Annotated in this window: 10 protein-coding genes; all 10 read right to left on the reverse strand. The window is 64.8% G+C overall.

What is annotated here, in order from left to right; translation table 11 throughout:
- Positions 1 to 202 precede the first annotated feature (202 nt).
- The gene (lpxC, locus tag FJ546_RS11770; protein ID WP_140889478.1) at positions 203 to 1153 is read right to left on the reverse strand and encodes a UDP-3-O-acyl-N-acetylglucosamine deacetylase; all 951 of its coding nucleotides are present in this window, start codon (positions 1151 to 1153) and stop codon (positions 203 to 205) included.
- Between the two features lie 279 nt (positions 1154 to 1432).
- Positions 1433 to 3112 (reverse strand): cell division protein FtsZ, encoded by a 1680-nt coding sequence (gene ftsZ / locus FJ546_RS11775; protein WP_140889479.1) that lies wholly within the window; start codon positions 3110 to 3112, stop codon positions 1433 to 1435.
- Positions 3113 to 3178: 66 nt separating this feature from the next.
- On the reverse strand, positions 3179 to 4486 hold the full coding sequence (gene ftsA, locus FJ546_RS11780; RefSeq protein ID WP_064988167.1) for a cell division protein FtsA: 1308 nt from the start codon (positions 4484 to 4486) through the stop codon (positions 3179 to 3181).
- Positions 4483 to 5424, reverse strand: coding sequence for a cell division protein FtsQ/DivIB (locus FJ546_RS11785; protein ID WP_140889480.1), 942 nt, complete (start codon positions 5422 to 5424; stop codon positions 4483 to 4485). Before FJ546_RS11785 ends, ftsA begins: the two co-directional genes overlap by 4 nt.
- Positions 5412 to 6338, reverse strand: a complete 927-nt coding sequence (locus FJ546_RS11790) for a D-alanine--D-alanine ligase (protein WP_140889481.1) — start codon at positions 6336 to 6338, stop codon at positions 5412 to 5414. The genes FJ546_RS11785 and FJ546_RS11790 overlap by 13 nt, the downstream gene beginning before the upstream one ends.
- A gap of 300 nt (positions 6339 to 6638) precedes the next feature.
- Positions 6639 to 7604 (reverse strand): UDP-N-acetylmuramate dehydrogenase, encoded by a 966-nt coding sequence (gene murB, locus FJ546_RS11795; protein ID WP_140889482.1) that lies wholly within the window; start codon positions 7602 to 7604, stop codon positions 6639 to 6641.
- Complete coding sequence (gene murC, locus FJ546_RS11800; RefSeq protein WP_140889483.1) at positions 7601 to 9001, reverse strand: UDP-N-acetylmuramate--L-alanine ligase; 1401 nt, start codon at positions 8999 to 9001, stop codon at positions 7601 to 7603. The genes murB and murC overlap by 4 nt, the downstream gene beginning before the upstream one ends.
- Positions 8998 to 10125, reverse strand: a complete 1128-nt coding sequence (gene murG, locus FJ546_RS11805; protein WP_140889484.1) for an undecaprenyldiphospho-muramoylpentapeptide beta-N-acetylglucosaminyltransferase — start codon at positions 10123 to 10125, stop codon at positions 8998 to 9000. Before murG ends, murC begins: the two co-directional genes overlap by 4 nt.
- A gap of 1 nt (position 10126) precedes the next feature.
- A complete protein-coding gene (ftsW, locus tag FJ546_RS11810; RefSeq protein WP_019859093.1) occupies positions 10127 to 11278 on the reverse strand; it encodes a putative lipid II flippase FtsW in 1152 nt (383 codons plus the stop codon).
- Positions 11278 to 12678 (reverse strand): UDP-N-acetylmuramoyl-L-alanine--D-glutamate ligase, encoded by a 1401-nt coding sequence (murD, locus tag FJ546_RS11815; protein ID WP_140889485.1) that lies wholly within the window; start codon positions 12676 to 12678, stop codon positions 11278 to 11280. Before murD ends, ftsW begins: the two co-directional genes overlap by 1 nt.
- Between the last annotated feature and the right edge of the window lie 3 nt (positions 12679 to 12681).

A 12681-nucleotide genomic window follows, 5' to 3' on the forward strand; every position in this document is an offset into this window, starting at 1 on the left:
GTCCCCACTTTTGAGCGACATGCACTAATCGACGGCAGCAGCCATAAACCATAACCGCCTTGCCCGGCAACGCTATCTCCGGGCAATCGCGCATTTTTGTGGCGGCAAGGCGGCGCTAGGGCATCCCTATGATTTCGCCGATCGATGATGCATTCCTGCAACACCCGGCAACCCGCCACAGAGTGTGAAAACGGTGCGAAACTCAGATCATCCAGGGCGCGTAGAGCGGCGCGTTGACGGCGCTCATCTCTGCCGTGCGGCCACGCTCGCGGCGTGTCGTCTCGACGATCTCGAAGGCCGTGCGGTCCGACAGCAGGCGCCGCAGCGCCGCGGCGTTCAGCCTGTGACCACCGCGATAGGAGCGGAAACAGCCGATAAAGCGGGCTCCGGCCAGAGCCAGGTCGCCCATCGCGTCGAGCGTCTTGTGGCGCACGAATTCGTTAGGATAACGCAGGCCGCCCATGTTGATGACGCGGTTGTCGTCACCGATCACCAGCGAGTTCTCGAGCGAGGAGCCAAGCGCATAGCCGGCCGCCCATAGCCGCTCGACATCCTTCATGAAGCCGAAGGTGCGGGCACGCGCAATATCGCGGCGGAAAATGTCGGCATTGATATCCGACGCAAAGAGCTGACGGCCGATGGCCGGGCTTTCAAAATCGATCTCGACCTCGAAGCGGGTGCCGTCATAGGGCCTGAACTCCGCCCAGGAAGCACCGTTCTCGATGCGAACCGGCTTGACGACCCTGATATAGCGCCGCTTGACCGGCAGCATCTCGATGCCCGCCTGGTCGATGGCTTCCACGAAGGCCATGGCGCTGCCGTCGAGGATGGGAACCTCGTGGCCGTCGATCTCGATGAGAACATTGTCGATGCCGAGCCCGAACAGCGCGGCCATGATGTGCTCGACGGTGGCGATATGCTCGCCCGAGGGATCGCCAAGCATGGTGCACAGATCGGTGGCGCCGATCTCGGAAAACAGGGCACGGAACTCGCGGCCCTGCCCTTCGCCATTGATGAGCTGGAACACGATGCCGGTGTCGGCATCCGCCGGCAGGAAACTTATGGAAACTTCTTTGCCGCTGTGGACGCCGGTGCCCGTAAGCGACGCGCGCGTCTTCACTGTCGTCTGGTAGTCGTGCAAGACAATCCCCATAAGCCCGATATGCCTAAGTCCGCTTCTCCAGCCCGAGGGCGCGGCTCTGGTTAAATCGGCAGGCAGGGCCACTTCCCCGAAATCCCGGCAGACCGACTATGGTAGGCAGCGAAGATAATGTCCCGCCAGGGAGACTCCAAATCACGGTTTCTTACCCTCTGTAACCGCGAGCCTGAGCGAGCACCATATCGTAATTATTTGATTCTGCAGCACTTAAAACGTTAACAGGCAAGCAATTCCTTGCTTGCCTGTTAACAATTGTTACGGTCCGTTAACCGCTCAGTTGGCCTGGCGGCGCAGGAACGCCGGAATCTCCAGCTGATCGTCGTCCTGAGTCGCCCTGGTCTGCGTCGTCAGGCGGCCCTGGTCGTCCAACTGGCCGCGGCGCGGCGCATAGAGCTGGGCGTCCTGGTTGGCGAGACGGCGCACTTCGGGGGCGGCCTGGCGCAGCTTCGGCTCGCGCGGTTGCGCGGGCTGCAGCCTTGCAGGTTCCTCCTCGCGGCGGGTCAGGCCGTTGGTCAGGCGCTTCAACAGGCCCATCGGCCCGCTGTTGTTCTCGTGGTCCACAGGGCGGCTCTTGGCGTCGACCTCGGCCTTCACCACCGGCGGAAAGTCCTCGACGCGCGGCATGCGCTGCGGTGCCATCGCCACCGGCTGCTGGACCTCACGCAGCATTTCGCGCGGCTGCGGGGCCGGCTGCATCTGCTGGACGACCGGCTGCGGCATTGGCTGCTGCGGCGGCGCCTGGAAGATCTTGCTCTGCGGGCGGAAATCGTCCGTATGGGTGACAGGAGCCGGGCGGGCCTGCGCCATGGCGGCGGCGTTCGACTCGGCGAGTTGGATGGCCTCGGCGACCGGGTCCGCGGTGCGCGGCTCATAGACAGGCTGCTGGACCGGTGCCGGGCGGCTCTCCACGGCGGCCACGGCCGGACGGGCGGCCGGCTTCGGCGGTGCCGTACGGATCGAGATCGGCGCCGCGGCGATTTCAGCCGCCGACTTGTCGATGCCGGTGGCGACCACCGAGACACGGATGACGCCTTCGAGTTCCTCGTCGAAGGTTGCGCCGAGGATGATGTTGGCGTCCTGGTCGACCTCCTCGCGGATACGGGTCGCCGCTTCGTCGACCTCGAACAGCGTCAGGTCGCGGCCGCCGGTGATCGAGATCAGCAGGCCCTTGGCGCCCTTCATCGAGGTCTCATCGAGCAGCGGGTTGGCGATCGCGGCCTCGGCGGCGGCCATCGCGCGGCCCTCGCCCGAAGCTTCGCCGGTGCCCATCATCGCCTTGCCCATCTCACGCATCACCGAACGCACGTCGGCGAAGTCGAGGTTGATCAGGCCTTCCTTGACCATCAGGTCGGTGATGCAGGCGACACCGGAATAGAGCACCTGGTCGGCCATGGCGAAGGCGTCGGCGAAGGTGGTCTTGTCATTGGCCAGCCGAAACAGGTTCTGGTTGGGGATGACGATGAGGGTGTCGACGCATTTCTGCAGTTCCTCGATGCCCAAATCGGCCGTCTTCATGCGGCGCTGGCCTTCGAAGTGGAACGGCTTGGTGACGACGCCGACGGTGAGGATGCCCTTCTCACGCGCGGCGCGGGCAACGACCGGAGCAGCACCGGTGCCGGTGCCGCCGCCCATGCCGGCGGTGACGAAGCACATATGGGTGTTGGACAGGTGATCGATGATCTCGTCGATGCACTCTTCAGCCGCCGCGCGGCCGACTTCCGGCTGCGAGCCGGCGCCCAGCCCCTCGGTGACATGCGCGCCGAGCTGGATCAGCCGGTCGGCCTTCGACATGGTCAGCGCCTGCGCGTCGGTGTTGGCCACGACGAACTCGACGCCGCGCAAGCCCGCGGTGATCATGTTGTTCACGGCATTGCCGCCGCCGCCGCCGACACCGAACACGGTGATGCGCGGCTTAAGCTCGGTGATGTCCGGCTTCTGCAGATTGATGGTCATTGTCTCCGTCCTTTGCCTTTCACGCCGCTTCGCCGTCGCGGCCGCCTATGGGGCTGTCCCCGTCAATTAGAAACTGTCTCTCAACCACTGACTCATGCGATGCAGTTTTCCACCCGTTCCAGTCATCCTGAGACCGGAAATGCCTTTTGCAGGATGGCTCTCGAAACTCGCCATCTGCGGATAGATCAGAAGCCCGACGGCGGCCGAGAAGGCCGGTCCCTTCGCCGCCTCGGGCAGGCCCGCCACGCCGAGCGGGCGGCCGATGCGCACATTGCGCCCCAGGATGCGGCGCGCCGCTTCCGGCAGGCCGGCCAGCTGGCTGGCGCCGCCGGTCAGCACGACGCGCTTGCCGACCGCGTTGCCGTAGCCGGACTTGTTCAGCCGATCGCGCAGCAATTCGAGCGTCTCGTCGATGCGGGCGCGCACGATGCGCGTCATCACCGAACGCGGGATCTGCAGCGGCACGTCGCCGTCGTCGCCGATCGGCTGGATCGAGACCAGGTCGCGGTCGTCGGCACTGCCCGGCAGCGCCGAGCCATGCATGACCTTCAGCCGTTCGGCGGCATCGAGCGAGGTCGAAAGCCCCTTGGCCATGTCGAGCGTGACATGGTTACCGCCAATGGCGATCGCATCGCCATGAACGAACTTGCCCTCCGAAAACACCGAGATGGTCGTCGTGCCGCCGCCCATGTCGATGCAGGCGGCACCCAGCTCCAGCTCGTCATCGACAAGCGCGGCCAGCCCGCTGGCATAGGGCGTCGCCACCATGCGCTCGACCGACAGGTGCGAGCGGTTGATGGAAAGCTCCAGATTGCGCATCGGTGCCGCATCACCCGTCAGCACATGCATATCAACGCCAAGCGCGTCGCCGACCATGCCGCGCGGATCGCGCACGCCGCGCTCGGCATCGAGCGAGAAGCCGACGGGCAGCGAATGGATCACCTCGCGCTCGGCCTTGAGCGCCTGCTTGGCGCCGGCGCCGAGCACGCGCTTGATGTCGGCTTCATCGGCCTCGTGGCCGCCAAGATTGATGGTCGCCGAGAAGCTTTCGCTCTTCAGCCGGCCGGCGGTCATGTTGACGATGAGCGAATCGACCGTCAGCCCCGCCATGCGCTCGGCGGCGTCGACGGACAGGCGGATGGCATGCTCGGCGCGGTCGAGATCGACGACCACGCCCGACTTCACGCCTTGCGATTTCTGATGACCGATGCCGATCACCTGGATCCGGTGCGAGCGGCCGCGCAAGAGCTTGCCGTCATCGTTCGGCTTGAGCTTGGCCACCATGCAGCAGACCTTGTTCGAGCCGACATCCAGCACTGTCAGAGTGCCGGACCGGCGCGACGAGGCATCGCCTGAACCGCCAAGCCAGCTCATATCTTCGTCTCCGACTTGCGCTTGAGGGTCTTCGGCTTCTCGTTGAGCGCGGCCTCGCGCTGCGTCGCCGCTTCGGGCGTCAGCTCCACGACCAGCCGGTCTGTCAGGCGCATGTCGACGGCAGCGATGTCGCGCGACAAAAGCCCCTTGTCCTTATCCATCTTGACCAGCTCGGCGAGTGCCCGGTCTTCCTCGTCCTCGGGCAGCTTGACGGTGATGCCGTTGTCGAGCTTCAGGTCCCAGCGGCGATCGCCAACGCGGATATAGCCTTTGACCCGGCTCGCGAGGTCCGGATATTTTTCGACCTTGGCCAGGAAGTCAGGCGCCTTGGCCGGCGCCCCCTCGCCGATCAGCAGCGGCAGCATCGCCTGCTTGCCGCCGGAGAACGGAGCGATGACCGCGCCATCCTTCTCGATGACCGAAAGATCATTGCCCTGCTGCCAGAGCGCGAAGGCTTCGCGCTCCTCGACGCGCACTTCCAGCGTGTGCGGATAGACCTTGCGCACCGCCGCCATTTCGATCCACGGCAGGCCGGAGATGCGCTCGCGCGCGGCCTCGGCATCGAAGCCGATCAGCGAGGTCCAGCCGTCGAGCTCCAGCCTGTCGAGAATGTCGATCTCGGAGGTCTGGCGGTTGCCGACCACCTTGACCTGATCGACGGCAAAGCCGGTACGGGCGGTGATGCTCTGGATGATACCGTCGGCATGGCCGCCGAGATAGGCGCCATAGGCGCCGCTCGAAGCGAGCAGCACCGCCGACATCATCGCGGCGGAGAAGCGCGGCGCCTCGAATTCACCATCGCCCAGGCGCGCCAGGATGCGCACCGGGCGGCGAAGCACGCGCGGCAGCACGAAATGGCCTGATGACAACGACAAGCCGAACAGCGACGGCCCGGCCGCGCCCTTCCCCTTGCCTTGTCCCCATTTCAACGCAGACACGAAGCGTCCTCCACCATCCAACTCAACAACTCACCAAACGAATGCCCGGCATGGGCCGCGATTTCAGGCACCAGAGACGTCGGCGTCATGCCCGGCTGAGTGTTGACCTCGAGCCATACAACTTCGCCATTTTCGGAGTGACGATCGTCATAACGGAAGTCCGACCGGGAAACGCCCCGACAGCCGACGGCTTGGTGAGCCTTGAGCGCCAGTGTCTGTATTTTTTGGTAAATATTCGGTGAAACTTTTGCGGGGCATTCGTGTTTTGATCCGCCCTCGACATATTTTGAATCGTAATCGTAGAAGGAATGGCCGGTCGGGATGATCTCGCAGACGCCGAGCGCCACATCGCCCATGACGGCGCAGGTCAGCTCGCGCCCGTGGATGTAGCGCTCGACCATGACGATATCGCCATATTTCCACTCGGACGAGCCGACGACCTGCGGTGGATGCGACTGCCCCTCCGACACGATGACGACGCCAAAGCTCGACCCTTCATTGACTGGCTTGATCACATAGGGCGGCTTCATCGGATGCTTGCTCTGGATGGCAAAGCGATTGGTGACCTTCGATTCGGCGACGGGAACGCCGACCAATTTGACGATCTTCTTCGCCTGTTCCTTGTTCATGGCGAGCGCCGAGGCGAGCACGCCGGAATGGGTGTAGGGAATGGCGAGATATTCAAGGATGCCCTGAATGGTGCCGTCCTCGCCGAACGGGCCGTGCAGCGCATTGAAGGCGACGTCAGGCTTGAGATCGGCGAGCACCGAGCCGACATCGCGCCCGACATCGACGCGGGTGACCTGATAGCCCTCACTCTCCAGCGCATCGGCACAAGCCTTTCCGGAGGACAGGGACACGGGCCGCTCGGACGAAAAACCTCCCAGCAGGACGGCCACATGCTTGCTTTTCATTCCCCGTCATCCCCTCTCACGGCGGACCAAAAACCAAGATTTCCGCAACATTGAGTCCGAGTCTCCCGGCAGGTTGCCCCCCAGACGGAAAACGCGGGTAACGCGTCGAACGACTCAAATCAGGAAACGCTTTCCAGCAGAGAATCAGAGAGTTGATTCACTGGCAAGTGCTTATGATTCCGAGAGATTCACTTTCTGAGAAAATGGCTGCGAAAACCGAGTCGCTGAGTCCCTGGAGCAACGGTTTTGCGCGTTCTGGGAGCGCGTGAAGTTCATGCATCACATGAACTTCAGCACGGGTCAGAGAAGCTGACCCAAAAACTCCTGCACGGCATGTCCGGGCCGGAAATCGCCGATGCGCTTGATCTCCCACTGCAGCCGGATGCCCGAATGCTCGAGTACGCGGGCGCGCACCGTCTCGCCGAGATATTCGAGATCGTAGCCGGTCGCGGTGCCGGTGTTGATCATGAAATTGCAATGCATGGGCGACATCTGCGCGCCGCCGATCATCAGGCCACGGCAACCGGCCTTGTCGATCTCCTTCCAGGCCGACGTGCCTTCGGGATTCTTGAAGGTCGAGCCACCGGTCTTCTCGCGGATCGGCTGCACGGTCTCGCGGTGATTCTGCACCGCGTCCATCGCCGCCTTGATCGTGGCCTTGTCCTCGGCAAAGCCTTCGAACACGGCCGAAGTGAAGATCAGCCCGACAGGGGCAGCCGAATGGCGATAGGCATAGCCCATCTCGGCATTGCTCAGCGTCTGGACATTGCCCTTGCGGTCGAGCGCGCGCACCTCGACCACGCGCTCGCGCGTCTCGACGCCATTGGCGCCGGCATTCATCCTCAGCGCCCCGCCGATGGCGCCCGGAATGCCGTGATAGAAATGGAAGCCGCCAATGCCGGCTTCCAGCGCCAGGGCCGCGACACGCTTGTCGGGCGTGGCGGCGCCCGCCTTGATCCTGATCGGCGAAACGATCTCGGCTTCGCCAAAACCCTTGGCCGAGAGCCGGATGACGAAGCCTGGAATGCCGCCGTCCCTGACCAGCAGGTTCGAGCCGACACCAACGACGGTAAGAGGTATCTCTTCGGGAACCGCGCGCAGGAACGCGGCAAGGTCTTCTTCGTCGGCCGGCTGGAACAGCACCTCGGCCAGGCCGCCGGCGCGGAACCAGGTGATCTTGTCCATCTCGGCATTCGACGTGAGGCGGCCGCGCAGGCCGGCAAGCCGGTCGCCGAGTCTGTCGATCAGGGCTTGGCCGTGCATCATGAGGCGGCAAGCTCCTTTGGCAGAGTATAGGCCCATTGGGTGATGTTGCCGGCGCCGAGGAAGACGACGAAGTCCCCGGGCTTGGCCAGGTCGCGAATGATCGGCGCGATCGCTGCCGGACCCTCTATATAGCGCGCGTCGCGATGGCCGCCGGCGCGGATGCGCGACACCAGCTCGTCCGAGGTGACGCCGTCGATCGGGTCTTCGCCGGCAGCGTAGACCGGCGCCACCATCACCGTATCGGCGTCGTTGAAGCAGGCGGAGAACTCGTTGAACAGATCGTGCAGCCGGGTGAAGCGGTGCGGCTGCGCAATGGCGATCACGCGCCCCTTGGTGGCGCTGCGCGCCGCCTTCAGCACCGCCGATATCTCGACCGGATGGTGACCGTAATCATCGAACACATCGACGCCGTTCCAGGATCCGGTATGGGTGAAGCGGCGCTTGACGCCGGCGAAGGACGACAGGCCCTTCTTGATTGCCTCGCCGGACAGGCCGAGCTCATGCGCGACGGCGATGGCGGCGGTGGCGTTGGAGACATTGTGGCGGCCGGGCATTGGCAGGCGCAGGCCTGAAATCGTGCTCTGGCTGCCGGTCTTGCGGTCGCGGATCACCACGTCGAACTCGGAGGTGGCCCCCGCCATGCGGTGGTTGGTGAAGCGCACATCGGCCTGCGCGTTCTCGCCATATGTGATGACCCGGCGGTCCTCGATGCGGCCGACCAGCGCCTGCACCTCCGGATGGTCGGTGCACATCACGCCAAAGCCGTAGAACGGCACGTTCTCGACGAACTGGCGGAATGCCTCGCGCACCTTGTCGAAGCTGCCATAATGGTCGAGATGTTCGGGATCGATGTTGGTGACGACGGCGATGTCGGCAGGCAATTTGAGGAAGGTGCCGTCGCTCTCGTCGGCCTCGACCACCATCCACTCGCCGTCGCCCATGCGGGCATTGGTGCCATAGGCGTTGATGATGCCGCCATTGATGACGGTCGGATCGAGCCCGCCGGCTTCCAGCAAGGTCGCCACCATCGAGGTCGTCGTCGTCTTGCCATGCGTGCCGCCGATGGCAACGGCCTGGCGGAAGCGCATCAGCTCGGCCAGCATCTCGGCGCGGCGCACGATCGGCAGCAGCTTTTCGCGCGCGGCCTTCAGTTCCGGATTGGTCTTCTTGATCGCCGTCGAGACGACCACCACCTCGGCATGGCCGAGATTCTCGGCCTTGTGGCCGACGAAGCAGTCGATGCCCTTGTCGCGCAGCCGCTGCACATTGGCACTGTCGGCCTGGTCGGACCCCTGCACCTTGTAGCCGAGATTGTGCAGCACCTCGGCGATGCCGCTCATGCCGATGCCGCCAATGCCGATGAAATGCACAAGGCCGATGGTCTGCGGCATCTTCATGCTTGCGTCCCTTTCTTGAAATCCGAAACGGTTTTTTGGGACGCAATAGCCTCTGTGAGATCGGCGAGCAACCGTGCCGCGTCCGGCCTGCCGGCCGATTTCGCGCCCGCGGCCATCGCTGCCAGCCGCTCGGGATTATCCATCAGCCCGCCGATGAGGGCCGCGATGCGCTCGGGCGACAGCGTCGATTGCGGGTGCACCTCGCCGCCGCCGGCAGCGGCAAGGGCTGCCGCGTTCGCCGCCTGGTCGTGGTCGAGCGCATAGGGATAGGGCACCAGCAGCGCGGGCCGGCCGATGACGGCGATCTCCGAGACGGTGGAGGCGCCGGAGCGCGAAATCACCAGATGCGCCGCCGCGATGCGCGCCGCCATGTCGGTGAAGAAGGGCGAGACCTCGACGGCGACGCCAAGCGCGGCATAGGCCGCCTTCACCCGCGCCACGTCATCCGCCCGCGCCTGCTGCGTGATCACGAGACGCTTGCGCTGTGCATCCGAAAGCAACGCGATGGCGCCCGGCATGGCATCGGAAAAGAACTGCGCGCCCTGGCTGCCGCCGAACACCAGCAGGCGGAAAGGCTCCTCGCTCGCCGATGCCGCATAAGCCGTCTTGGCCGCTTCCAGCACCGCCGGCCGAACCGGATTGCCTGTCGTTACCGTCTTTTCGCCGGTGGCGCTCGTATCCTGCGGCAGGAAGCCGCCGGCTATGGCATCGACACGGCCGGCCAGCGCCCTGTTGGCGCGCCCCATCACCGCGTTCTGCTCATGGATCAGCGTCGGCACCTTGCGCCGCGTCGCCGCGTAGAGCGGCGGCAGGGTCGGATAGCCGCCAAAGCCGACCACCGCATCCGGCTTGATCCGGCCGATAATGGCGGAGGCCTGGCGCACGCCGCGCCAGATTTTCCAGAAAGCGCCAAGCACGGCGATCGGATTCTTCGAGCCCATCGTCGCCGACTGGATCGGATGGACGGCGGCAGCCGGGAAGCGGCCGGCAAATCGCTCGGCGCGGTCGTCGGTCGCCAGATGCACCGTCCAGCCGCGCCCGTTCAGCTCATGCGCCAGCGCCTCGGCCGGAAACAGATGTCCGCCGGTTCCGCCCGCAGCGAGAAGGATGACGCCCTTCGCCATGTCACTCCGCCGGCAAAGCGCGCTGCGGCAGCGCAAAACCCATCTGCTTGCGCTTCTCCGGCCGCTTGCGTGTCAGCGCCAGCACCATGCCCATCGAAATGGCGATGGCGATCTGCGAGGAACCGCCATAGGAGATGAAGGGCAGCGTCATGCCCTTGGCGGGCACCAGCTGCAGGTTGACGCACATGTTGATGACCGCCTGCAGGCCGAACACGGTGACGAGGCCGCCGACCGCATAGCGGGTGAAGTCATCATGTTCCTTGAGCGCCGTGTTGAGGCCGCGCAGCACGATGAAGGCGAAGATCGACATGATGAAGAAGCACATAATCAGCCCGAATTCCTCGCCCGCGACCGAGAAGACGAAGTCGGCGTGGCTGTCGGGGATGACTCGCTTGACCGTGCCCTCGCCCGGGCCGACGCCGAACCAGCCGCCATTGATCAGCGCGTCGCGTCCCATGTCGACCTGGAACGTATCGCCTTCGCCGGTGAGGAACTTGTCAATGCGCAAGGCAACGTGCGGAAACACCGTATAGGCGGCGAAGACGCCGCCGACGCCGGCAGCACCCAGCACGATGATCCACAGCCAGGGCAGCCCGGCCATGAAGAACATGATGCCCCAGGTGCCGGTCGTCAGCATGGTCTGGCCGAGGTCCGGCTGCGCCACCAGCAGCGACACGACCAGCACCAGCAGCAGCATGGCGAACAGGTTGCCGGGAATGTCGGGCTGGCGCTTGTGTTCGGCGAACAGCCAGGCGCACATGATCACGAAGGCCGGCTTCAGGAATTCCGAGGGCTGGATCGACAGGCCGGCGAGCGACACCCAGCGCCGCGCGCCCTTCACCTCGACGCCGATATAGAGCACCGCCACCATCAGCACTAGCATCAGGCACAGCATGATAAGCGACATGCGCCGGATCTGTCTGGAATCGAGGAAGGAGACGGCCAGCATCACGCCGAGCGCCGGCACGGTGAAGATGATCTGCCTTGTGGCAAAGTGGAAACTGTCGAGGCCGATGCGCTCGGCGACCGCGGGGCTGGCGGCGAAGGACAAGACGATGCCCAGCCCCATCAGCGACAGAAACGCCGCCAGGAACCAGCGATCGATCGTCCACCACCAGGTTGCGACAGGACTTTTATCGAGACGGCTCTGCATTATCGTGCCCCTCCGATGGGTTTGACGCCATCTATAGCGTTCGCAGCTTGCCTGAAGGCTTCGCCGCGAACTTCGAAATTCTTGAACTGGTCGAAACTGGCGCAGGCCGGCGACAACAGCACCGCCACCTCGCCACTGCCGTCCCTAGCCGCATCATGGGCGGCGTGCGCGACCGCGGCGGCCAGCGTGCCAGATATCTCGTAAGGCACCGCCTCGCCCAGCGTCGCCGAAAAGGCCGGTGCGGCCTCGCCGATCAGATAGGCCTTGGCGATGCGCGGGAAGAAACCGCGCAGCGGCTCGATGCCGCCATCCTTGGGCAGGCCGCCGGCGATCCAGTAGATGCGTGGAAAGCTCGACAGCGCGGGGGCGGCCGCGTCGGCATTGGTCGCCTTGGAATCGTTGACGAACAGGACATGGCCCTTGCGGCCGACCTGCTCCATGCGGTGCGCCAGGCCGGGGAAGCTCTCGAGTCCCGACTGGATTTCGCCGAGGTCGAGCCCGACCTTCAGGCAAGCCGCGACCGCGGCAAGCGCGTTCTGCGCATTGTGCTGGCCACGCAGCGAACCGATGCCTTCGAGGAAGGCGACCTTGCTGTAGCGGCCGTGCACGGCCTCCATCAGATTGGTGCCGTCGGCGAAATAGCCGTCGGTCAGCGGCAGCCGCTTGGAAATGCGGATGACCTGCCGCCCTGCCCGCTCCAGCCGCTCGGCGATCTGCGCGCACCAGGAATCGTCGATGCCGATGATCGCCGTCTCGCTGCCCGCCACCAGCCGCTCCTTGATCGAGGCGTAGTGCTGCATGGTGCCGTGGCGGTCGAGATGGTCCGGCGTCAGATTGAGCAGGATGCCGGCCGTCGGGTTGATCGAGGGCGCGAGGTCGATCTGATAGGACGAACACTCGACGACATAGTGTCGATCGGTCCTCGGCGGATCGAGCGTCATCACCGCGCGGCCGATATTGCCGCCCATCTGAGTGTCGCGGCCGGCCGATTTGAGGATATGCGCCGTCAGCGCCGTCGTCGTCGACTTGCCGTTGGTGCCGGTAATAGCGATGAAAGGCGCCGTTGGCGCTTGCAAAGTCCGCTCGCGGCAGAAGAGTTCGATGTCGCCGATCACCTCGACGCCAGCGCTCTTCGCCAGTTCCACCGTCCAATGCGGCTTGGGATGCGTCAGCGGCACGCCCGGCGACAGCACGAAAGCCGAGAATTTCGCCCAGTCGGCGCCGCGCAGATCGGCGGTCGCGATGCCGGTGGCGGCCGCCTTGGCGACGCTGTCGGGATTGTCGTCCCAGGCCAGCACCTGCGCCCCGCCCTCGATCAATGCCCGTGCGGTCGCGATCCCCGAACCACCGAGCCCGAAGAGCGAAACCTGCTTGCCTGCGAAGGATGCGGCGGGGATCAAGGG

The organism is Mesorhizobium sp. B2-4-19 (assembly GCF_006441315.1).
GTDB lineage: Bacteria > Pseudomonadota > Alphaproteobacteria > Rhizobiales > Rhizobiaceae > Mesorhizobium.

What these genes read in the sequence shown, in the direction of transcription:
- ftsZ (WP_140889479.1), bottom strand. Translation starts at nt 3,112, where the DNA reads ATGACCATCAATCTGCAGAAGCCGGACATCACCGAGCTTAAGCCGCGC.
- ftsA (WP_064988167.1), bottom strand. Translation starts at nt 4,486, where the DNA reads ATGAGCTGGCTTGGCGGTTCAGGCGATGCCTCGTCGCGCCGGTCCGGC.
- murB (WP_140889482.1), bottom strand. Translation starts at nt 7,604, where the DNA reads ATGATGCACGGCCAAGCCCTGATCGACAGACTCGGCGACCGGCTTGCC.
- ftsW (WP_019859093.1), bottom strand. Translation starts at nt 11,278, where the DNA reads ATGCAGAGCCGTCTCGATAAAAGTCCTGTCGCAACCTGGTGGTGGACG.
- lpxC (WP_140889478.1), bottom strand. Translation starts at nt 1,153, where the DNA reads ATGGGGATTGTCTTGCACGACTACCAGACGACAGTGAAGACGCGCGCG.
- murG (WP_140889484.1), bottom strand. Translation starts at nt 10,125, where the DNA reads ATGGCGAAGGGCGTCATCCTTCTCGCTGCGGGCGGAACCGGCGGACAT.
- murC (WP_140889483.1), bottom strand. Translation starts at nt 9,001, where the DNA reads ATGAAGATGCCGCAGACCATCGGCCTTGTGCATTTCATCGGCATTGGC.
- FJ546_RS11790 (WP_140889481.1), bottom strand. Translation starts at nt 6,338, where the DNA reads ATGAAAAGCAAGCATGTGGCCGTCCTGCTGGGAGGTTTTTCGTCCGAG.